The organism is Enterobacter cloacae complex sp. CARB60 (genome assembly GCF_036487345.1).
Lineage (GTDB): Bacteria > Pseudomonadota > Gammaproteobacteria > Enterobacterales > Enterobacteriaceae > Enterobacter > Enterobacter asburiae_D.
In genome coordinates this window covers 4,550,029-4,572,045 of sequence record NZ_JAZKLC010000002.1, presented here as the reverse complement: position 1 = coordinate 4,572,045, position 22,017 = coordinate 4,550,029, and the positions used below count along the sequence as shown (strand labels likewise).

At 53.2% G+C, this 22,017-nt stretch carries 21 protein-coding genes; 6 read left to right on the top strand and 15 right to left on the bottom strand.

All coding sequences use genetic code 11. From position 1 onward, the window contains the following. Positions 1 to 54: 54 nt before the first annotated feature. Genes V4835_RS22975 through rfaQ form a run of 4 tightly spaced genes read right to left on the bottom strand, consistent with a single transcriptional unit; the run spans position 55 to position 4,353 of the window. Positions 55 to 1,044: a glycosyltransferase gene (locus V4835_RS22975; RefSeq protein WP_252033384.1), complete on the bottom strand. Its 990-nt coding sequence runs from the start codon at positions 1,042 to 1,044 to the stop codon at positions 55 to 57. A gap of 11 nt (positions 1,045 to 1,055) precedes the next feature. After that, positions 1,056 to 2,156, bottom strand: a complete 1,101-nt coding sequence (locus V4835_RS22970; protein ID WP_331413879.1) for a glycosyltransferase — start codon at positions 2,154 to 2,156, stop codon at positions 1,056 to 1,058. A gap of 2 nt (positions 2,157 to 2,158) precedes the next feature. Continuing rightward, positions 2,159 to 3,286, bottom strand: coding sequence for a glycosyltransferase family 4 protein (locus V4835_RS22965; RefSeq protein ID WP_331413878.1), 1,128 nt, complete (start codon positions 3,284 to 3,286; stop codon positions 2,159 to 2,161). Then, complete coding sequence (gene rfaQ, locus V4835_RS22960) at positions 3,283 to 4,353, bottom strand: putative lipopolysaccharide heptosyltransferase III (RefSeq protein ID WP_331413876.1); 1,071 nt, start codon at positions 4,351 to 4,353, stop codon at positions 3,283 to 3,285. The genes V4835_RS22965 and rfaQ overlap by 4 nt, the downstream gene beginning before the upstream one ends. 150 nt (positions 4,354 to 4,503) lie before the next feature. Between rfaQ and V4835_RS22955 the strand changes: the two genes are divergently transcribed. Next, positions 4,504 to 5,460 (top strand): polysaccharide deacetylase family protein, encoded by a 957-nt coding sequence (locus V4835_RS22955; RefSeq protein WP_331413874.1) that lies wholly within the window; start codon positions 4,504 to 4,506, stop codon positions 5,458 to 5,460. A 24-nt stretch (positions 5,461 to 5,484) separates the two neighbouring features. Here V4835_RS22955 and V4835_RS22950 read toward each other — a convergent pair whose 3' ends face one another. Genes V4835_RS22950 through rfaD form a run of 6 tightly spaced genes read right to left on the bottom strand, consistent with a single transcriptional unit; the run spans position 5,485 to position 11,679 of the window. Continuing rightward, on the bottom strand, positions 5,485 to 6,696 hold the full coding sequence (locus tag V4835_RS22950) for an O-antigen ligase family protein (protein WP_331413873.1): 1,212 nt from the start codon (positions 6,694 to 6,696) through the stop codon (positions 5,485 to 5,487). Then, positions 6,684 to 7,592: a glycosyltransferase family 2 protein gene (locus tag V4835_RS22945; RefSeq protein WP_331413871.1), complete on the bottom strand. Its 909-nt coding sequence runs from the start codon at positions 7,590 to 7,592 to the stop codon at positions 6,684 to 6,686. Before V4835_RS22945 ends, V4835_RS22950 begins: the two co-directional genes overlap by 13 nt. A 5-nt stretch (positions 7,593 to 7,597) precedes the next feature. Next, entirely contained in the window at positions 7,598 to 8,707 is a 1,110-nt protein-coding gene (locus V4835_RS22940) for a glycosyltransferase family 9 protein (RefSeq protein WP_331413869.1), read from the bottom strand. A gap of 3 nt (positions 8,708 to 8,710) precedes the next feature. Then, positions 8,711 to 9,694 (bottom strand): lipopolysaccharide heptosyltransferase RfaC, encoded by a 984-nt coding sequence (rfaC, locus tag V4835_RS22935; RefSeq protein WP_331413866.1) that lies wholly within the window; start codon positions 9,692 to 9,694, stop codon positions 8,711 to 8,713. 3 nt (positions 9,695 to 9,697) lie between these two features. Further along, positions 9,698 to 10,744 (bottom strand): ADP-heptose--LPS heptosyltransferase RfaF, encoded by a 1,047-nt coding sequence (gene rfaF / locus V4835_RS22930; RefSeq protein ID WP_029740812.1) that lies wholly within the window; start codon positions 10,742 to 10,744, stop codon positions 9,698 to 9,700. Between the two features lie 2 nt (positions 10,745 to 10,746). After that, on the bottom strand, positions 10,747 to 11,679 hold the full coding sequence (gene rfaD, locus V4835_RS22925; protein ID WP_331413864.1) for an ADP-glyceromanno-heptose 6-epimerase: 933 nt from the start codon (positions 11,677 to 11,679) through the stop codon (positions 10,747 to 10,749). Between the two features lie 215 nt (positions 11,680 to 11,894). Between rfaD and kbl the strand changes: the two genes are divergently transcribed. Next, complete coding sequence (kbl, locus tag V4835_RS22920) at positions 11,895 to 13,091, top strand: glycine C-acetyltransferase (protein WP_032661893.1); 1,197 nt, start codon at positions 11,895 to 11,897, stop codon at positions 13,089 to 13,091. A 9-nt stretch (positions 13,092 to 13,100) separates the two neighbouring features. Further along, positions 13,101 to 14,129: an L-threonine 3-dehydrogenase gene (gene tdh / locus V4835_RS22915; RefSeq protein ID WP_032650737.1), complete on the top strand. Its 1,029-nt coding sequence runs from the start codon at positions 13,101 to 13,103 to the stop codon at positions 14,127 to 14,129. A gap of 27 nt (positions 14,130 to 14,156) precedes the next feature. On the opposite strand, the gene V4835_RS22910 is transcribed toward tdh, so the two are convergent. Next, on the bottom strand, positions 14,157 to 15,071 hold the full coding sequence (locus V4835_RS22910; RefSeq protein WP_063145465.1) for a hypothetical protein: 915 nt from the start codon (positions 15,069 to 15,071) through the stop codon (positions 14,157 to 14,159). Positions 15,072 to 15,086: 15 nt separating this feature from the next. After that, positions 15,087 to 16,292 (bottom strand): glycosyltransferase, encoded by a 1,206-nt coding sequence (locus tag V4835_RS22905; protein ID WP_063145466.1) that lies wholly within the window; start codon positions 16,290 to 16,292, stop codon positions 15,087 to 15,089. Between the two features lie 205 nt (positions 16,293 to 16,497). On the opposite strand from V4835_RS22905, the gene V4835_RS22900 reads away from it, so the two are divergent. Continuing rightward, positions 16,498 to 17,298: a glycosyltransferase family 2 protein gene (locus V4835_RS22900; protein WP_331413862.1), complete on the top strand. Its 801-nt coding sequence runs from the start codon at positions 16,498 to 16,500 to the stop codon at positions 17,296 to 17,298. Positions 17,299 to 17,301: 3 nt separating this feature from the next. Here V4835_RS22900 and V4835_RS22895 read toward each other — a convergent pair whose 3' ends face one another. From V4835_RS22895 to gpmM, 3 genes are read right to left on the bottom strand one after another with little or no spacing between them, the layout of a single operon-like run. After that, the gene (locus tag V4835_RS22895; RefSeq protein ID WP_331413861.1) at positions 17,302 to 18,234 is read right to left on the bottom strand and encodes a divergent polysaccharide deacetylase family protein; all 933 of its coding nucleotides are present in this window, start codon (positions 18,232 to 18,234) and stop codon (positions 17,302 to 17,304) included. A gap of 3 nt (positions 18,235 to 18,237) precedes the next feature. After that, a complete protein-coding gene (envC, locus tag V4835_RS22890; RefSeq protein ID WP_331414162.1) occupies positions 18,238 to 19,497 on the bottom strand; it encodes a murein hydrolase activator EnvC in 1,260 nt (419 codons plus the stop codon). 33 nt (positions 19,498 to 19,530) lie between these two features. Beyond that, entirely contained in the window at positions 19,531 to 21,075 is a 1,545-nt protein-coding gene (gpmM, locus tag V4835_RS22885; protein ID WP_331413859.1) for a 2,3-bisphosphoglycerate-independent phosphoglycerate mutase, read from the bottom strand. A gap of 247 nt (positions 21,076 to 21,322) precedes the next feature. Here gpmM and V4835_RS22880 point away from each other — a divergent pair, with 247 nt between their 5' ends. Then, positions 21,323 to 21,754, top strand: coding sequence for a rhodanese-like domain-containing protein (locus V4835_RS22880; protein WP_023309913.1), 432 nt, complete (start codon positions 21,323 to 21,325; stop codon positions 21,752 to 21,754). An 11-nt stretch (positions 21,755 to 21,765) separates the two neighbouring features. Continuing rightward, on the top strand, positions 21,766 to 22,017 hold the full coding sequence (gene grxC, locus V4835_RS22875) for a glutaredoxin 3 (protein ID WP_023309914.1): 252 nt from the start codon (positions 21,766 to 21,768) through the stop codon (positions 22,015 to 22,017).

The window sequence follows — 22,017 nt, the reverse complement described above, 5'->3', positions numbered from 1 at the left end:
TTTTTTAGTTTCGGCGGGCAAATTCTAAGCATTTAGGCCAGGTAAAGCTATCTCTTATGCCAGATACCGTTTCAAACGGAAATAACGTCGACCCAGCCGCCAGCGCAGACGCGGACTTTTTGCACTTTTCCAGATGAGTTTCCAGATACCTGTTTCGAAGAACTCTTTGATAATCATTGATTTCTTCTTCTCATCCTTCATGTTGTCGAAGGTGTGAATAATTCCCAGCCCCTCTTTGGCAATTTGCCAGTGACAGGCAGGGATCCCTTTCACTTTATCCGGGTAACGCTGATTGATGGCATCAAGCAACTGCAGGATTTTCATGTAGTGGCGCGCGGAGCGAATCAGCGTGTCGTCATTGTCAGGCATATGGGACACCGATGCGGAGTGAATGTAGTAGTCGTAATAACGCTCACTGGTGTACTGAACCCGCTCTGCCGCGAGCAGCACTTCGGTGGTCCACGGGATATCCTGATGGCGCAGGCCGGGTTCGAAATGGAAACTGTGTTTACGGATAAAGTCGTGGCGATAGATGTTCAACCAGGTGACGTGAAGGAACTTACGCGAATCCAGCGCCATTTTTAACCACGCCGGGCCAGCCATGACCCCTGTCGAAGCCAGTTTGTCTTCAGGGAAGATCGGGCGTGAGGGTTTCTTGTTGTTCTCCCAGACGTAGTTCCCGTTACAGGTAGCGACATCCAGATCCTGCGTAACGGCCATCTCCAGCAGGCGCTGGTACATGCCGGGTTTAAAGACATCATCAATATCCGGGAAAGAGAGATATTGACCCGTCGCAACGGCCAGACCGGTGTTACGCGCGATGGATACGCCCTGGTTTTGCTGTTCTATGACCTGCAGCTGCGGCAGTTTTTCTCGCCAGTTTTCGACGATCTCCATCGAGCGGTCAGTAGAGCCATCATTGACAATAATGACTTCCATGCTGTCGATGCGTTGATTCACAAGGCAGGTAAAGAACTGATCCAGGAAAGCTTCACCGTTATAAACGGCAACCACCACGCTCAACAATGGGGCTGAATTTTGCATAAGAAACCTGATTATTTTTGATTGTCGACCAGAGCAATATATTGCTGGCAAATAGCACTAATACCGAACGACGCGATGGTTGCATCGCCAACGACCGGCGGGGCGGTATAAATCTGCGCCAGCGTTTTTGCCAGTGACGCGTCATTTAACTCTGCCAGCCCGCGCGCTAAGGGGCCGGTAAGGATTTCGGCGGGGCCGCCGGGGCAATTTGTACTGACCGGTGGCGTCTGGCAGATAATGGCTTCGACCAGCACATTACCAAAACCTTCGCAGTCAGAACTTAACACTAAAAGGCGCGCCCCTTTAATCCAGGGATAGGGGTTGGAATCGAAAGGGCGGAAAACCGCTTTGTTTTCAATACCCAGCTCGGCAGCAAGCTGCTTGAGTTTTTGAATTTGCGCTTCGGATCCATTGCCCATCATGACCAGCGTTGTGTCAATTTTACTCAGGGCGAACGCACGTAAGAGACGGTCGTGGCGTTTGTGCTCATGGAAGCGGCCAACATGAATGATGTAATCCTTTCCCTGCATCTCGAAGGGAGCATCCGCCAGACGCTGAATTTCAGGAATATCGAAAGGATTATGGATAACCGCTTTGCGTCGAAGATTGAGTGCCAGCGTTTCGGAAAGATCTTTCAACACGGCGTCTGAGACGGCGACAACGTTACGGTTTTCGTAGGTATGACGAATTTTAAGGTGTTTAAACCAGCGTGAAAGTCCGCTGCGATGGCGAAGATAGGAGAACGAGAACATGCCGTGCACGCAGAACCAGACTTTGTCACGTTCCAGCGCGCGGCAGTGCGCCACAATGCGGTCAGTTTTGTGCAAATGAGAGAAAACCACATCAAATTTGCCGCTGCGTTCAGCCCGTTCAATCGCCTGATCCAGCAGGTGGGCGCGACGTGGGATCTCCGTCAGCTTTCGCCACGGTTTTTTACATGTGTCCTGAACAACCTGATAATCGATGCCTTCCGGGATGGCGTAGTCGCACACTTTCCGCAGAGAGAATAGAGAGACCTGATGCCCCATTTCTATTAACCCACGGGAGAGTGTAAGAACCGTTTTTTCAGCTCCTCCACCGGGTAAACCATCAATAATCATTAGGATGCGCATTTTTAATCCAGTAATTTTTGATAAAGCGTAATAAGCTGACTTGATAGTTTTTCGGGAGTGGCGTCTTTTACACGTTCACGTGCTGCTCGTCCCATATTGTTATTTTTTTCCAGAGAAGGGACGGCTGTTACCGCTTCCTTCAATGTACTGATATCAAGTGCGTCACAATAAAACCCGTTCTGGCCTTGTTGAATAAATTCTGCACCACCGCAACTCTCTGAAGTAATGACGGGCAAGCCGCAGGCCATCGCTTCAAGAATGACGTTAGGAAAGGGATCATACAGCGTTGGCAACAGTAAACCATCGGATAGCTGATAAAAAGGCAGAGTTTCTTTTTGCACCCCCAGGAAACGGATTTGCCCCTCGCAGCCTAACGAACGGGCGAGGTCGCGATAACGACTTTCTGCCTTATCTTGTCCAACCACAATCAGCCAGGCTGATGTTCCCGCGATAGCGCGTATGGCGCTGGCCAATCCTTTTCGTTCAAACCCTGAGCCTACAAAACAGAACACAACCGCATCGGCTGGCAAACCAAACTGTTGGCGCAAAATCGCACGCTGTGACTCCTGGGCCGGAATGAAGCGGCTGGAATCAATAGAATTATAAATCACATGGATTTTATTTGCGTCAATATCAAAGTCTTCAACGATTTCGCGTTTGATCATCTCCGCATTACAGATTACGGCTTTTAACTCAGGTGCCTGATACATTTCCCGTTCCGCACGCATCACGTAGCGGTGATAGCGGTCAAACATCAGCATTTGCGCACGCCAGGCCGGTAAAATACGCGCGCGCTGCAGCAGCCAGCGGCGATGGACCCCATCACCCGCGCGGTAGATATCACAACCCGGGATGCGCTCATGGCTTTGAACAATATCAAACTGCTGTTGCTGCCACAGTGCGCGCGCGGCCTGTGCAAATCCGCGCTCACGACTGATGCGACCCCACTTTTGAGGGTTGCAAATGTGAATATGCCAGTCGTCTTGCTTCTCTCCCTGCCACTCACGCGTGATGACGTTGAGTTCAAGGTTCTGATTGCTCAGCGCGGTAAGGGCGCGCGAAACGAAGCGTTCCGCTCCGCCATCAGGGCGATACTTTTGGCGAACAATGGCCAGACGATGGTCTTTCATGGCAGATATCTCCTTGCGGCGGAGACGACAGCATCAACGGGAATGGCGTCGAGATAGCGTTCTTTCGTTTTGGTATCAATGGCATCCGGATCGGGGAGCGGGCCGTAATCGCCGGCCCAGATCACTTCCCCTTTAACCTGCCATGGAGACCAAAACGTCAGTTTAGAAGGGCCAAACAGCGCCACGCAGGGCGTTTGCAGCGCGGCGGCCATATGCATCGGCACGGAGTCGACACCAATAAACAGAGAGGCGTGATCGATAAGCGACGCCAGTTGACGCAGCGTCAACTGGCCCGCCAGCGAAACGACACCGGTTTTCGGTGCGGCAGCGAGTATGCGATCGATCATCGCCAGCTCTTTTTTATCCGGCCCCGCGGTGAGCACAACCGTATGGCCATCCTGCTGCAGTGCAGTAATGGTTTGCGCCATTTTGTCTTCGCTCCAGCATTTAAAGAACCAGCGGGACGTCGGCTGGATCACGACATAGCGCTCGCCCACACCCGACTGCGTCAGTCTTTGACGGGCATGATCCCAGTCCTCTGCGGCGTAGGCCATGGTGACGGCAGGCTGCGGCGCGACCGATAATGGCGTCAAAATGGAGAGATTCTGTTCGACCGTATGCAGGGATGTGTGGCCGTCGACAGAGACCAGATCGGTATGACAAAAACGCCAGAATGCACTGTTGCGTTTGTTAAACGCGAATCCGAGCCGAACGGGTGCGCCGGTAAAACGGGTGACGATAGCGCTACGCCACTGATCGGCAAGGTTTATGACCAGATGATAATGCTGATTTCTTAACGCGCACAGCAACTGCCACTCTTTTTGAAGATGCTTCAGCGTGCCCAGCTGCTTCCATTTACGATCGATTCCATAAATTGTACCGATCGCCGGATGCGCGGCGAGCATATCGCGCGTTTCTTCATACAGCAGGACATCAATCTGCGCCTGCGGCCATTTTTGACGTAACGAATCAATGACGGGAGTGGTCAGCAACATGTCGCCATGATGGCGGAGTTTGATAAGTAAAATGCGCAAATCAGGTGTGTCAGGTAAGTTATTCATCATCATCTTATCGGCGTTGTACTGATGGCAATTCTAATAGACCTGATAGCGACTTGCACTCTTTCTCCATAATCTCAGGAATTTCCCTGGAAGGGTTTACTCATGCTTTGGAGAGTGCGTAACATAGCGCTAACTTTCCTGTCTTGCGGACTCATTATGAACAAACCAGCGTTTATCATCACAATTGATACTGAGGGCGATAATCTCTGGCAAAATCACCGCGTCATTAAAACCGAAAACGCGCGCTATCTGGCGCGATTCCAGACGCTTTGTGAGCGTTTCGGCTTTAAGCCCGTGTGGCTGACCAATTACGAGATGGCGATCGAACCTGTTTTCATTGAATTCGCCAGGGACGCGATCGCCCGTGGTCAGGGGGAAGTGGGGATGCACCTTCACGCATGGAATAGCCCACCGGAGCACGATCTCACAGGAGATGACTGGCGCTGGCAGCCTTATTTGATTGAGTTTTCGGATGAGGTTATGCGCGAGAAAGTGCTGTTCATGACCCGCCTGCTGGAAGAGACCTTCCAGACCAAAATGTTAAGCCACCGTGCCGGGCGTTGGGCATTTGACAGTCGCTATGCAAAATTGCTCGTTGAACTGGGTTATCAGGTGGATTGTTCCGTGACGCCGCGGGTGAACTGGCGCAATGCGAAGGGGGCACCGCAGGGAAATGGCGGAACGAATTATCAGCATTTTCCCGACCACGCCTATTTTATGGATTTAGATAATATTTCCCGGGCGGGCAATAGCCCATTACTCGAAGTGCCGATGAGCATTCAGTATAAACACCCGGCCTGGTTGAACACGATCAAACAGGGTTACGACAGGATTCGCGGTAAATACCGCTCACCCTCTGTGAACTGGCTAAGACCGTCCGGTGGGAATGCGGTGCAGATGATTCAGGTTGCACAGCAATGCCTGTCTCAGGGAAGTGAGTACGTGGAGTTTATGCTTCATTCGTCGGAATTTATGCCTGACGGAAGCCCTACGTTTAAAGATGAGGCGGCGATCGAAGGGCTGTATCAGGATTTAGAAACGCTCTTTAGCTGGTTATCCGATAAGACGGTGGGGATGACGCTGGCGGAGTTTTATCAATACAAGAAAAAATAATGCCCGCATCAGCGGGCATAATCATTAACGTTGCCTGGTTTGCGAAAAAGGTGTACTCAGCGCAAACACGGTGACAAAGAAAATTAAGGCTTCTGAGCTCAATAGTATAACGTCCGTCAGGCCATAGAGTAATAAAAGAAGCATGGCCGTCAGCAGCAGGCCATTTCTGTTTTTAAGCGCGTAAGCGATCATCGATATATAGAAGAATAATAATATCGCCAGGCCGGGGATCCCCTGCAGAGAGTATTTTTCGATAAGCTCATTGTGCAGATGTATCCTAAGAAATCCGAGTGCGGAAACCAGGTGGGGATGGCCCTCTTTAACATAATGCTGTGACCAAACCTCGCGATCTTCAATTGACTGTCCTAGTGGGTGAGAAAGTCCGTTCTGAATACCGACTATCCACATGGAAAAACGCGCACCGAGTGACGTGGCGTCGTTGCCTTTTTGGTATCTTTCCAGTTCCATCTGCGTTTGATCTATCTTTGGCGAGATCAAGGGTTTGTAACTAACAATAACAATACCTGCCACTATACATAAGAAAATTAGCATGGTTTTAAGATGAATTCTTCTGAAGTGGTAAAGTGTGAGCACAATCGCCAGAAGCAAATATAGCCCCATTGCGGCGCGTGTTCCTGTAAAAAGGATAACAAACCAGGAAATTAAGATGGTGAGACCCGCAACAACATACAGTTTTCTGTTTTTTTGAAGATAAAGACTGTATACCAGCGCCAGTGACAGGACAGAGTAAACATAGGCCGATACGGTAGGACGATTTATGGCCATCTCGACACGATCCACACCCTGCGTCGCCTGCCACAAGCCATAACCTGTGGCGAGGACAAATCCCGCACTTACCGCAAACAGGAAATATTTCTGGAAAGAGGTTTTATCGATGTAGCTTTTAAACCGGTCAAGGTAGAAAACGAGAATGCTCGCTAAAATCAGTTTCTTACTGGCACCAAGATAATCGCTATAAGCGTTTAAACCTTCGCCATGATATTCATACACCATATACCAGATAAGGTTGAGTAACCCTACCAACAAAATGGGTAATGCGATAGAAAAGGGACGCAGTGTGATTTTTTTATATTCGCAAGCTAAACCGATAATACTGGCATAAATTGCAATATAGAAAAACTCTCGTTGCTTACCTGAACTCAGCAGCGCCAGCGCAAGCGAAATAAGGCTCAAAATCAGCGTAAGCTGATAAAGCCGCAGTTTTACTTTTTCCATAATGCCTCGATGACCCTTTTTTTGTAGCTGAAACGTACATCTCTCGAGAAGAAGAAAGAGAAAGAATAAAGTGCGTTTACCCGCTGTTTAACCAGTTTGAGTTGCATCTCGGTCAGATGTTGCCGGTGGTTACTGTAGATATCAAACCAGTGACAATGAACAAGTTGCTTAAAAGAATGCGGGAATGTTTTTTCCATTTGCAATGTGCAATCAATCAACGTCGCGATTTTACTGGCATCAAGTCGGCTCGACAAACTGTCGCCACGTTTGATGTAATAATAGTGTCCCTGACGCTGATAGATTATTTTACTCGATTGCATCAACATGCCGGGAAATACGGCGAAATCTTCATAGCAGACCATCGAAGGAATCGGGTTGCTTGCGTACAATTTCCGATGAATGAACTGCCCGATGAGATGTGCCTGAAAATCTTTGTGCTGCAGGAACCGCTTTATTGCCTCATGTTGTGACAAAGCAACAGGAGAGAACCCCTGCCAGTCGGCGGTGATTTTTTTGGTGTCACGAATTTCCAGCAGGCGCGTCAGTAGCATATCAGGGCGCTCTGTTTTGAGGTATGCCACGGCGTCCCGGATGCTGCCCGGTTTCAATCGGTCATCGCTATCCAGCATGGTGATGTATTCACCTGAGGCCAGCGAGACGGCACTGTTTCGAACATGACCAACGTTACGGTACTCAACGTATCGGGCTTGCGCATTCGGAAACGTTGGCAGCCATGCCTCAATAATATCCTGTGTTGAGTCATCGGAACTGTCATTAAAGATAATGATCTCTACATCATCGCCCGCACCATTAATCGCGTTTTGCAGGCTTTCCAGGGTGGCGTTAAGCGTATCTTTGGCGTTATGCGCGGCAATAATGATGCTTAGAAAAGCCATAATAATTAGTTTCCCAGAGCATCAAAGGTGTTTGCGTTTGCGTTAATTGTTGGTAGCTCGCAAATGAAATGTTTGAGGTCACGTAGCGATTCGTCTGTTACAGCGAAGAGTTCTTCCCGGCTCTGTGAGAAGTAATATCGTGTTTCAAAAACATATGAGCAGATGTTGTCATCATTACCAATCAGCAATACGTTGCCGAGCGGACGCTGTTCATAGTGGCAGCAAGGCCCGAACAATAAGATTACCGGCACCCCGACAGCATCGGCAATGTAGACATTCCCCGAATCAGACGCGATATAGCAATCCATTTTAGAAATGGCCCACGGCAACTCTTCAAGGGAGATTTTGCCAATCATATTAATAAAGTTGGGCAGTTCACCATAATCGCGGGTGATATCATCCATCCACGATTGTTCATTTGGGGCGCCAAACACATAAAATTCGCAGGGCAGGTCGGCGAGACGATCGGCAATTTGCTTCCAGATGACCGGCGGAACGGTTTTCGCTTTATTCCCGGCGGCGATACTGATGCCAATGCGGATCACGCCCGGTTTATCGAGGATTGCCGGATAGGTCGCGGGTTTGAAAAGGGGTTTTGTGGCGTGCTTGGGAGAGTCTTGCCAGCTCAGAGCGCGATCGGCCAGTTTCAGATAGTTCGTGACCGACAGCGTCTTTCTACCGTGTTCAACAGTACCGTCTGCCGTTGCATAGAAAATCCCGTGATACCATCTGCGCGTGTAAATGCTTAAAAACTGTTTGTTTTTAGCATTACACACGGAGGCAAAAAAGAGGTTCACGCTGTTAGGCTGCAGAAGATAGACATTGTCATAGCGGTTCATGATCCGACAGGCAAAGACCAGCTTTCGCCACAGGCTGCGCTTATGCTGCTCGATAAAAAAAATCTCGTCGATCGTCTCATCATGCTTCGCCAATGCACCGACGCTACGACTGACGAGCACGTCGCTTTTTTGCAGGTATGCCAGAAGGGGCGTTGCATTAACAAAATCGCCGATTTTTGCCGTCTGAATGACCAGGTTTTTACCTGTCTCTTTGCGGAACAGCTTCCGGATAAGCTTCACCGGAAAGAGTAAAATCAGCAGAAATACGTAACTCATGCGTTAGATATCCCTGTTGGAAAGCCAACGGCTGCCCTGTAAAAATGAAAAAATAGCATCTGCGCTGATATCCTTCGTTTGCTGGGTCGGGCTGACCATCTGATGCTGGTTTTTACCGTAACCCCCGATCAGTCCAGGATCGGTCGGACCAAAAATCGTAATATTCGGACGATCCAGCGCCGCGGTTAAATGGCTTAAGCCAGTATCAACGGAAACAACAGCATTCGCCCCCGCCAGCTGCGCTGCAACCTGCGCCAGCGTGAGTTTCGGCAATACCTCGACGTGCGAAAAGCCTGCTGCCAGACGCTCTGCGCGCTGCCGCTCATGTTCGGCGCCCCACGGGAGTTTAATATGGATGCCGGTGGGTTGCATTAATTCAATCAGGCTTCGCCAGTGCGTTTCCGGCCAGTGTTTATCGTCGCGCGTTGTGGCATGCAGGAAGACAAGATAAGGCTGAGCAGAGGGATCTGTATTGCGCAAAAAGTGCTGCGCAATGGCGTAGTCACCCTGGGTTTCCGGTTTCGCATAGCCCAGGCTTTTTGCAAACAGCTCGCGGGTACGTTCGACGGCGTGCTGCTGCTTTGCGATGTGGTGGCGGCGGTTATAGAACAGGCTCGCCAGCGGTTCACGGGCGGTGTGCCAGTCCATGCCGTGCTTTACGCCGTGCGCCAGACGCGTCACCAGCGCGGCGCTTTTCACCAGCCCCTGGGCGTCGATGATAGCGTCGTAGTGCTGTGCCTGCACCGCCTCACGGAAGGCTTTGCGTTCGGCTTTAATCGGCGCGGAGAACCACGCTTTGCGCCAGCGGCGTATCGCCACCGGGATCGCGCGGTCAACCGCTTCATGCCAGGTGGGGATCTGCGCGAAGCCTTCTTCCACCACCCAGTCAAAACGAATGCCTGGAACGGCCCGCATGGCGTCCGTCAGTGACGGCAGCGTATGCAGAACATCGCCCATCGAAGAGGTTTTAACGATCAGTACCCGCATTCGTTATCCTTCTTCGCTCAACAGCAGTTCGTTAAGCTCCTCGAGAACGCGCTCTGGCGTAATGTCGATCAGGCTCTGATGGTAGCCTTCTGCGGCATCGCCTTTGCGCACTTTGTGGTAGCCGGTGATCAGGCGGATGACGCGCGCTTTATGAGAAAGCGGGGGCGTGAAGTCCGGGCTACTTGGGCCATACAGCGCCACCAGCGGGCGGTTGAGCGCGGCAGCGACGTGCATCAGGCCAGAGTCGTTGCTGACCACGGCCTTACAGGCGGCAATTAAAATAACCGCCTGTTCAAGCTGCGTTTCGCCTGCCAGGTTGCGGCACCAGGCCTGCTGTTCATTACTGAGCGTCGCGAGAATTTCGTTGCCAGCCTCGTGGTCTTTTGCCGAACCGAACAGGACAATCTGGTAGCCTTCGTCAATCAGCTGTTTCGCCAGCTCCGCATAGTGATAGTGCGGCCAGCGTTTTGCCGGGCCGAACTCGGCGCCAGGGCAGAAGCCAATCATCGGGCGTTCAGACGAAAGACCAAACGCGCTGCAGGTCTGAGATTTTTCACCGTCGTTAACCTGAAGCTGTGGCCAGAGCAGCGGCTGCGGCAGGTCTTGCGCACTGCGCATCACGCCTTTGTCATAGGCCAGCGCCACATAGCGCTCCACCATCAGCGGCCAGGCCTCTTTATCCAGCACCCGCGCATCGTTCAGCAGGCCGTAGCGCATTTCGCCGCGCCAGCCGGTGCGATGTGGGATGCCCGCAAAAAAGGGCACCAGGGCGGATTTAAAGGAGTTTGGCAGGACATACGCCCGATCGTAGCGCTTCTCGCGCAGGCTATGGCCGAGCTTGCGGCGTTCGCCGATTTCCAGCGCCCCGTGGCCAAGCGGCATCGGGATGGCTTCATTCACTTCCGGCATACGCGACAACAGCGGACGGCACCATGCGGGTGCCATCACGTCGATTATCGCCTGGGGATAACGCGCCTTGAGCGTGCGGTAGAGACTTTGCGACATCATCATGTCGCCCACCCATGACGGGCCGATCACCAGAATCTTCATACTTATGCGTCGCGGTTCAGCCAGGCCATATATTCCGTTACGCCTTCGGCAACGGTCTTGAACGGCTTGTCGTAGCCTGCGGCGCGCAGGTTGGTCAGATCGGCCTGCGTGAACGCCTGATAACGGCCTTTCAGTTTTTCCGGGAACGGAATGTACTCAAGGCTGCCTTTCTTGTGGTACGCCAGCGCTGCGTCAGCCACCGCCTGGAAGGATTCCGCACGGCCCGTACCCAGGTTGAAGATGCCGGATACGCCGTTTTCCCAGAACCACAGGTTCACTGCGGCAACGTCGCCCACGTAAACGAAGTCGCGCTTAAAGCCGTCGCTGCCTTCGAATAGTTTCGGGCTTTCGCCGTTATTCAGCTGGGTGTTCAGGTGGAACGCTACGCTTGCCATGCTGCCTTTGTGATCTTCACGCGGTCCGTAGACGTTGAAGTAGCGGAAGCCGACAATCTGCGAGTTCGCTTCCGGCAGAACCTGACGCACGTACTCGTCGAACAGGAATTTAGAATAGCCGTAGACGTTCAGCGGCTGCTCATATTCGCGGGACTCGATGAAGTCCGAGGTGCGGCCGCCGTAGGTTGCCGCGGAGGAGGCGTACAGGAACGGAATTTCACGCTCCAGGCAATAGTGGAGGATCTCTTTTGAGTACTGATAGTTGTTGTCCATCATGTACTTACCGTCCCACTCGGTGGTGGAAGAACACGCACCTTCGTGGAAGATGGCTTCGATCTCGCCGAACTCTTCGCCTGCCATAATCTGGATAAGGAAGTCTTCTTTATCCATGTAGTCAGCGATGTTCAGATCCACCAGGTTGACGAACTTGGTGCCGTCTTTCAGGTTGTCAACCACCAGGATGTCGGTGATGCCTTTGTCATTGAGAGCCTTAACAATATTGCTGCCGATAAAGCCTGCGCCGCCGGTAACGATGATCATAACTGTAACCTTTGAAGTGTGAAGCCCGGGGACAATCCCGGACGCTAATGTCTCTATCATATCATTAGTATGGCTGCCCTTCAGCCATTCACCTTCACAGCGCAGGGGTACGCGTGATTTATGCTGCAAAAACGACAAGAGATGACGTGTCATCTCGTCATGAACTATAGGTTTGGGTAATATGTCCCGAAATTTGCCGAGTCTGGAGAATTGCAATGCGTGGTGATTTTTACAAACAGTTAAACAGCGACCTCGACACCGCACGTGCGGAAGGGTTGTTCAAGGAAGAGCGTATTATCACGTCTGCCCAGCAGGCGGACATCACCGTTGCCGACGGCAGCCATGTGATCAACTTTTGTGCGAACAACTACTTAGGTCTTGCGAATCACCCTGAGCTGATTGCCGCTGCAAAAAACGGCATGGATACCCACGGTTTCGGCATGGCCTCCGTACGCTTTATCTGCGGTACGCAGGACAGCCACAAGCAGCTTGAGCAAAAGCTGGCGAGCTTCCTCGGAATGGAAGATGCGATTCTGTACTCCTCCTGCTTCGACGCCAACGGCGGTCTGTTTGAGACCCTGCTCGGCGCAGAAGATGCGATTATCTCCGACGCCCTGAACCACGCCTCTATCATCGACGGTGTACGCCTGTGCAAAGCGAAGCGTTTCCGCTACGCCAACAACGACATGGTTGAGCTGGAAGCGCGCCTGAAAGAGGCTCGTGAAGCAGGTGCTCGCCACGTGCTGATCGCCACCGACGGCGTATTCTCCATGGACGGCGTGATCGCCAACCTGAAGGGCGTGTGCGACCTGGCGGATAAATACGACGCGCTGGTGATGGTCGATGACTCTCACGCGGTCGGTTTTGTCGGCGAAAACGGCCGTGGTTCCCACGAATACTGTGACGTGATGGGCCGCGTGGACATCATCACCGGTACGCTGGGCAAAGCGCTCGGCGGCGCGTCCGGCGGCTATACCGCCGCGCGTAAAGAGGTGGTTGAGTGGCTGCGCCAGCGCTCCCGTCCGTATCTGTTCTCCAACTCCCTGGCGCCCGCCATTGTCTCTGCGTCTATCAAGGTGCTGGAGATGGTGGAGTCCGGCGCTGAGCTGCGCGACCGCCTGTGGTCCAACGCCCGCCTGTTCCGTGAAAAAATGAGCGCCGCAGGCTTCACCCTGGCCGGTGCTGACCATGCGATCATTCCGGTGATGCTGGGTGATGCGGTTGTCGCGCAACAATTTGCCCGCGAGCTGCAGAAAGAAGGGATTTACGTCACCGGGTTCTTCTTCCCGGTGGTGCCAAAAGGTCAGGCGCGTATCCGCACCCAGATGTCTGCGGCGCATACGCCTGAACAAATTGAACGTGCGGTGGAAGCCTTTACCCGCATCGGTAAACAGCTGGGCGTCATTGCCTGAGGACGTGTGATGAAAGCGTTATCCAAACTGAAAGCGGAAGAAGGGATTTGGATGACCGACGTGCCGGAACCGGAAGTCGGTCATAACGATCTGCTGATCAAAATTCGTAAAACGGCTATCTGCGGTACTGACGTTCACATCTACAACTGGGACCAGTGGTCGCAGAAAACCATTCCTGTACCGATGGTTGTCGGTCACGAATATGTCGGCGAAGTGGTGGGTATCGGCCAGGAAGTAAAAGGCTTCAAAATTGGCGACCGCGTCTCCGGAGAAGGCCATATTACCTGCGGTCACTGCCGTAACTGCCGCGGCGGACGTACGCACCTGTGCCGTAATACCATTGGCGTGGGCGTAAACCGTCCGGGCTGCTTCGCGGAATACCTGGTGATCCCGGCGTTTAACGCGTTCAAAATTCCGGACAACATCTCTGACGATCTGGCCTCCATCTTTGACCCGTTCGGCAACGCGGTGCACACGGCGCTCTCCTTCGACCTGGTGGGTGAAGACGTGCTGGTCTCCGGCGCGGGCCCAATCGGCATTATGGCCGCTGCCGTGGCGAAGCACGTGGGCGCGCGCAACGTTGTGATCACCGACGTGAACGAATACCGTCTGTCGCTGGCGCGCAAAATGGGCGTCACCCGCGCGGTTGATGTCTCGAAAGAGAGCCTGACCGACGTGATGGAAGAGCTGGGCATGACCGAAGGCTTTGACGTGGGCCTGGAGATGTCCGGTGCGCCACCGGCGTTCCGCACCATGCTCGACACCATGAACCACGGCGGCCGTATCGCGATGCTGGGTATCCCGCCGTCAGATATGTCTATCGACTGGAACAAAGTTATCTTCAAAGGGCTGTTCATCAAGGGCATTTATGGCCGCGAGATGTTCGAGACCTGGTATAAGATGGCGGCGCTGATCCAGTCCGGTCTGGATCTGTCCCCGATTATTACTCACCGTTTCTCCATCGATGAGTTCCAGCAGGGCTTCGACGCGATGCGTTCCGGCCAGTCAGGGAAAGTGATCCTGAGCTGGGATAAATAATCAAAAAGGGGCCTCAGGCCCCTTTTTTCATTGATTCTTTTTCTCTTCGTCCGTCAGGTAACGCACCTTGCGGGTGTAGTCCTGACCTTTGAACAACAGTTTGTTATCCGGCGATTCAAGATACTTCTGCCATTCGGAGAGAGGGAAACCGCCGTGTGCGCCAATCACCTCTTTCGGTACAACGGCTTCCTGACCACCGATCTTCTTGGAGACCGGCCAGTTCATCCAGTCGCCCAGGTTAACCGTTTTTAAATCCAGCATGTCCAGCAGCGCGGCGAGGGGTAATTGATCGGTCGGCGGCTGCGTATCATCCATCAGTTCCCAGGTATCCTGGAACAGCGTCAGCCACAGCGGGCAGATACGGCGCCAGGTTTTTTTGGTTGCCGCAAGAAACGCGCCGTTAACGTGATCGACCAGATACGGGCGCACCGTCTCTTTGTAATACGCCGGCACTTTCTCCGCTGGCGCACCGTCAAGTTTGGCAATCATTTTGCCCTGACGGAAGCTGGAGTAGATGTGCATATCGGCCATGCCGATCTCGGGCATTTTCAGCAGGTTGAGATCGGAATCGATCATCAATACGCCTTCACCACGCGCCTGCAGCGGGGCGTTAAGCTTCACCAGACGGCTGAGGTAGATTTGCTTATAGCGGTAACCTTCCTCGCGAACCGGAAGGTTAAGCGTCACTACGCGTGTTTTCGGCGGCAGCACCCCAAAAGCGGATTCAGGCTGATCGCTGACGATGACGATTTCGCTCACCCCGGTGGCATAACGTTCCGCGAAGGTGGCAGAGAGTAATGCCTCTTCGACGAAATCTGCGCCGGTACACGGAATCACAATAGAATCCACCGCAGCAAGTGCGCCCGTCGCGGGCAGAGAGCTGTAAGGAATGTTGTGTCGCCCGGTGATATGACGATAGCGAGCATTAAGAAATTTAAACATAGTTATCTCGTTTGGTTAGCGCGCGCCAAGCACGGCTTCGACACCGCTGACATAGTTTTCGATGGCATAGGTATGACAGACGTTCTGGTATGCGGCCGCAGCCAGTCGAGCCCGCAGATCCGCGTCTGCCCAGATATTGTCCAGATGCTGTGCAAGCTGTGAAACATCGCTCCAGGGGAAGAGCAGCCCTGTCGAATCATGGTCAATTAATTCCGCCGTGCCGGTCACCTGAGACCCAATCACAGGGATATTGAGCAGCATCGCTTCCAGCACCACGCGCGGCAGCCCTTCGCTTTTTGAGGCGAGAATAAAGGCGTCAAACGTAGCGAGGTAATCAAACGGGGTATTCTGAAAGCCGGTGAAAATGACGCGGGATTCAATTCCCAGCGCCCGGGCCTGTTCCGCTAAAGCGCGGCGTTCGGCACCTTCGCCGACCAGCACCATTTTCCATTTCGCCTGGGGATGCTTCTGGCTGAACTGCGCCAGCGCCTCCAGCGTGTGGTGATTGGCTTTGCGAGGGATTAACGACCCAATACTGCCGAACACAAACGTGTCGTCATCGATGTTCAGGCGCTGGCGCATCGCGCGTCGGTCAGGTAAAGGCTGGTGGATGTCGATGGCATTATTGACCGTCGTACACAGTTCGGGACGGACGCCATGCTGAAGCAACACGCGTTCAACGCCGTGCGAGACGGCGATGATTTTTGTGGCATGGGCATTAACCAGCTTCACCAGCGGTGGGGTCAAAACAGGTTCAATACGGCAGTGCTGAATCAACCGCGCCTGCAGTTTTGCCGCCGCGAGATAGCCTTCCTCATTCGAGCCCGGTTGATTATTCATATAGAGCGTATCGAAACCGCCCTGGGTGAAAAGGGTTTCGATCTTGCTGACGTTAGGCCTGATGCGCCACATAGTATCCACATGACGTGTTAATGCCTTGCGGGCGCTGCGTGAGAAAAACAGCAGGCTACGTCCCGCTTCCTTCAGCAATTTGGCCCAGAGCGGCTGCTGACGTTGAGGGATCACGATGAGCTGGATGCCGATGCCGTTGAGCACCTGGCCAATTGTCTCACCTCCAGCACGACTATAATCACTGTAAAAACAACAGGTAATATCGAATTTATCGCGATTGATTCGCTTCAGGAGCTCAAGCATACTGTTGGTGCCTCCCCCCCATTCTTTACCCGTGTCCAGGAGGAGAATTTTACTTTTGTGCGGCATGTCTGAATCCGTGTGCTACCCTTCATCTGACTGCATTATAAAGAATCTGTTGAAATAAAATAGATTTTTCTATTTTATTGCGCTTCAGGATTAGACAAAATTTCAAACGCGCTTATTTGAAAAGTGTGATTCAGGACTTTAATCATCTCTACTCATTTATATAGTATTAATAATATTAATTTAGGCTGCTATTGAGAGTGGAAAAATGTTTAAAATAACGGTCTGCTTATTAACATTTAATTCTGAAAGATTATTGCACGATGTTATCCCGCCTCTTTTAAAAATAGCGGATGAAGTTGTCGTGGTCGATTCAGGCAGTACGGACAAAACACGATATATTTGTGAAAGCTTTGGGCTGCTACCCGTATATAAAAAATTTGGCTGGCATGGCGAGCAGATGAACCATGCCGTATCGTTAGCCAGCAATGACTGGGTCCTGTGCATCGACAGCGACGAAATTCTTGACCAGGAAACGGTTAATGCCGTTTTAACGTTAAAAGCAGGCGATGAGCCAGACCCCGGAATGGCATGGCGAATATGCCGGCACTGGTTTGTTCTGGGGGAAGAAGTCCGCACGATCTATCCTGTTTCATCCCCTGATTACCCTGTGCGTCTTTTTAACCGTAAACAGTCCCGGTTTAATAACCGACCGGTAGACGATCAGGTCGAAGGTTTTCTCCGTTGTGCGCGTATTCCGGGCTATGTAAAACATGATACGTTTCCCACGCTGCATGAGCTTTTTAACAAATTAAACTGTTATTCAACCCGCCTGGTTCAACATCAAAAAATACGGCCCTCTATCGGGCGCGGCGTAATCAGCGCCATCGGCGCTTTTTTCAAATGGTATCTGTTTAGCGGTGCCTGGCGTCAGGGCAAAGTGGGGGTGGCGACAGGACTGTATGCCACAGCCTATAGCTTTTTGAAGTATTTCAAATCCTGGTATCAATATCAGGAAAAAAAAGAGTCCGTTGCTAACGAGCAGACGGACTCTCAGATTGCGAAATAAGCGTCAGGCTTTCTTACCCCATCCCTGCCACTGCTGCTGGACGTATTTCACCAGCGTACTGTTGCTGATGCTGTCTCCGATGACGGAGAAGAAGCGGGTCGCATAGACCGGTTCAAGCGGTTGCTTCGGTGCACAGCGCTTCACGCCGCGGAACGGATTACGCGGCGCCGTCGGGACGGGCTGCGCAGAATTCGGCGTAGAGGTATCCACCTGCGGCTCGTTCAGCAGATCGCTCGGACGCACCAGCGTGATATCGGCAGGCAAGGTCGGCAGCATTTGCTGCAGGACGCGAACGGTAGACGGGTGCGGGTGACCGATGGCAATGGCTGAGCCATTGCGGCGGGCCAGCTGAACCGCGCGATTAAACTGCATGCGGATATCGGCTTCGTTCTGGGTATCATCCAGGAACACCTTACGCTTAATCACCTTTACGCCCGTTCCCTGAGCGGCACGCATCGCCTGGCTGTTGCCGATGGTCATGCTGTCGAGGAAGTAGAGGTTGTAACGCTCCAGCGCCTGCATCACTTTGAGCATCCCGTACAGGCTTGACGTCATCGCGCTGCCCATATGGTTGTTCAGCCCTACGGCATACGGCACTTTGTTGTAGGCGTCGCGGATGATGCGCTCGATCTCCTCGCTGCTCATATCCGGGCGCAGGGTATCTTTTTCCAGCGGCTGCTTGCTGAGGGGGGCCATTGGCAGGTGGATCAGCACCTGATGACCGCTGCTGTGGGCTTTGGTCGCCATCTCGCGCGCGTGGGGGGCATTCGGAAGGACGGCGACAGAGATGGCCGACGGCATCGCCAGCACCTGATTTTCATAGTGTGGACGATAACCGAAGTCATCAATCACGATAGCGAGTTTACCTGCATATACCGGTGCAGCCAGCGCCAGCGCGCTGACGACGGAGAAAACCAATCGACGAAATTGAAGCAAAACTTATCTTCCCAACCACGGCTGTGGATTGACCGCCTGACCCTGGCGACGAATTTCGAAATAGAGTGACGGGCGGCCCTGACCGCCACTGCTGCCCACAAGGGCGATGGGTTGGCCTGCGCGCACCTGCGTGCCGACGCTGACCAGCGCGCTCTGGTTGTAGCCGTAAAGGCTCATATCACCTTTACCGTGTTCGACCACCACCACCAGTCCGTAACCCTGCAGCCAGTCGGCCAGAATCACGCGGCCATCGGCAATGGCTTTCACTTCGCTACCTTCAGACGCACCGATAACGATCCCTTTCCAACGTAGCTCACCCTGCAGCTGTTCGCCATAGCGATGCAGAATTGAACCGCGAACGGGCCAGAAAGCCTGACCGCGAGGAGAGCCCAAACCGCCGGTACGCGACATCAGGGAACGTTCGCTCTCGCTTGGCTTGTAGGTAGTCCCTTTGCGGGACGCTTCCTGCTGCTTGTCGCGAACGGCCTGCGCCTCGCGAGCCTCTTTTTCGGCGCGCGCTTTCGCCGCCGCTTCCGCACGGGCGATGCTGTTACGCAGTTTTGATTCGTTGGCGCGCATTTCGCTCAGCTGGCTCTGACCTTCCTGAATGGAGGATTCAAGCCCGGAGAGGGTTTTCTTACGCTCGTTGCGAGCCTGCTCAAGCTTCGCCTGCTGGGCTTGCTGCTCGTAGAGCAGCGTCTGCTGCTGGCTCTGCTTCTCTTCCAGCTCGGCTTTTTGCGTGGAGACCTCTTCGCGCGTCTGCTTCAGCTGCGCGATCGTCTCCTGACGCGCCTGGTTGAGATAGCCAAAGTAGGCCTGCAGGCGCTGGCCGCGCTGGCTCTCTTCGCCGCTGAGGATCAGCTGGAGTCCGGTATGTTCACCCTGGCGGAATGCGGCATCAAGCTGTGCGGCAAGATTGCGCTCCTGCGCATCACGCTGGCGCTCGAGTTTGGCAATCGACGCGTTCATCTCGTCGATCTGTTTATTCAGCTGGGCGAGGGTGTTTTGCGTTTCACGGAGTTTACGCGTGGCGGCGGAGATCGCTTCTTCCTGCTGCTTAAGCTGGGCGAGGAGGGCGGAGCGCTGCTGCTGCTGCTGGCGTACCGCACGCTCTTTGGCGGCGATATCGGCCTGAATGGATTTCAGCTGGTCGCGGTCATCCGCGTGGGCGGATGCGGCGCACAGCAATACGCCAGCGCTGAGCGCGCTGGCGTAAAACAGAGGTCTGACTGATAACCTAAGCGGCTTCACGACCCATGTGATTGAAAAAATCGCCTTTCCCCTCATGGGGAGCGATTATTCCACGATGAACAGCGGCTTACCAGTCATCTCTTCAGGGATCGGCATACCCATCAGCGTCAACATGGTTGGCGCGATGTCAGAAAGCTTGCCGCCTTCCACTGCTTTCAGTGATTTATCACCTACATAAATCAGCGGAACAGGCAGGTTGGTATGAGCCGTGTGCGCCTGGCCGGTCGCCGGGTCGCGCATCTGTTCAGCGTTACCGTGGTCAGCGGTGATCAGCAACTGGCCGCCAACGGATTCAACCGCTTTTGCTACCTGCTCAACGCAGTTGTCCAGCGCTTCAACCGCTTTCACTGCCGCTTCCATCACCCCGGTATGCCCCACCATGTCGCCGTTCGGGTAGTTACAGATGATGGTGTCGTACTTACCGCTCTCGATGGCCGCAACCAGTTTTTCCGTCAGTTCGGCAGAGCTCATTTCTGGCTGCAGATCGTAGGTGGCCACTTTCGGGGAGTTGATCAGAATGCGGTCTTCGCCTTTGAACGGCTCTTCAACGCCGCCGTTAAAGAAGAAGGTGACGTGCGCGTACTTCTCGGTTTCAGAGATACGCAGCTGCGTTTTATCGTTCTTCGCCATCCACTCGCCGAAGGTGTTTGCCAGCGATGCTGGTGGATACGCGCAAGGCGCTTTGATGTCTGCGGCGTATTCAGTCAGCTGGATGAAATCGAGGTTTACCACTTTCTTGCGGGCAAAACCGTCGAAGTCGCTGTTGACGAACGCACGGGTGATTTCACGCGCACGGTCGGCGCGGAAGTTCATGAAGATCAGCGCGTCGCCATCTTCCATGGCGGCATCAGCCTGACCTTCAGCACGGATCACGGACGCTTTCACGAATTCGTCGTTTTCATCACGTGCATAAGCCGCTTCCAGGGCTTCAACGGCGGTCGCGAACTGGAACTCACCTTTTGCCAGGGTCATCAGGTCATAGGCCTGTTCAACGCGATCCCAGCGGTTGTCGCGGTCCATGGCATAGTAACGACCAATGATGGACGCTACGCGGCCTTTACCCAGCGCGGCGAATTTCTCTTCGAAGGCTTGCAGAGAGCCTTTTGCGCTGCGTGGTGGCGTATCGCGACCGTCCAGGAAGGCGTGCAGATAGATTTTTTCCGCACCGCGCTCGGCGGCCAGTTCAACCATCGCCATGATGTGATCTTCGTGGCTGTGCACGCCGCCTGCAGAGAGCAGGCCCATGATGTGTACGGCCTTGCCAGCGGCAACGGCTTTATCGACCGCGCCAGACAGCGTTGGGTTGGAGAAGAAGGTGCGTTCTTTGATTTCAACGTCCAGACGCGTCAGGTCCTGATACACGATACGACCCGCGCCCAGGTTTACGTGACCGACTTCGGAGTTGCCCATCTGGCGGTCCGGCAGGCCCACTTCCAGGCCAGACGCGTCAATCAGCGTATGCGGACGTTTTGCCCACAGCGCATCCATGACCGGGGTTTTGGCGTTGAAAATAGCGTTATCCTGGCTGTCTTCACGGTAGCCATAGCCATCCAGAATCACCAGTACCATAGGTTTTTTAGAAACCGACATTGCGACAACCTCATGCTCAAGAGTCAAAATTTGCGTAATTTTACTACAGCTGAATCGATCAAATAGCCGCAGAAGATCAAAGAAAGCGCAGGGGCAAGGTGCTGACCAGACCATTTTGAGGCATTTTTTTAGGTGGCATGCCGCAGAAAATGGATTAGGTTATGGTCGCTGGCTGTATTTGCCAGAACGCACAGGTATACTCCTGTCCTGGTTTTTTTTATCACTTAGTCGGGAGTAGTTACCCTCCATGCAAGAAATTATGCAATTCGTTAGCCGCCATCCGGTTCTGAGCATCGCGTGGATTGGCCTGCTGGCTGCTGTGCTGTTCACCACATTTAAGAGCCTGACGTCTAAAATTAAGGTTATCACCCGTGGTGAAGCGACGCGTCTGATTAACAAAGAAGATGCCGTCGTGGTCGATCTGCGTCAGCGTGACGATTTCCGTAAAGGTCACATTGCAGGCGCAATCAACCTGTTGCCAGCTGAAATCAAAGCGAACAACGTCGGTGAGCTTGAGAAACACAAAGCCCAGCCGATTATCGTTGTCGATGCGACCGGCATGCAGGCACAGGAATCTGCCAGCGCGCTTCATAAAGCAGGCTTCGAAAACGTAACGGTGCTGAAAGAAGGTATTTCCGGCTGGAGCGGGGAAAATCTTCCTTTGGTTCGCGGTAAATAAGGAGTTCAGTCATGGCCAATATTGAGATCTATACCAAAGCGACGTGCCCGTTCTGTCATCGTGCGAAAGCGCTGCTGAACAGCAAAGGCGTCACGTTCCAGGAACTGCCAATTGACGGTGACGCGATTAAACGCGAAGAGATGATCAAACGTAGTGGTCGTACGACGGTTCCGCAGATTTTTATTGATGCGCAGCACATTGGCGGCTGTGATGACTTGTATGCGCTCGACGCCCGTGGTGGACTCGATCCGCTGCTGAGCTAA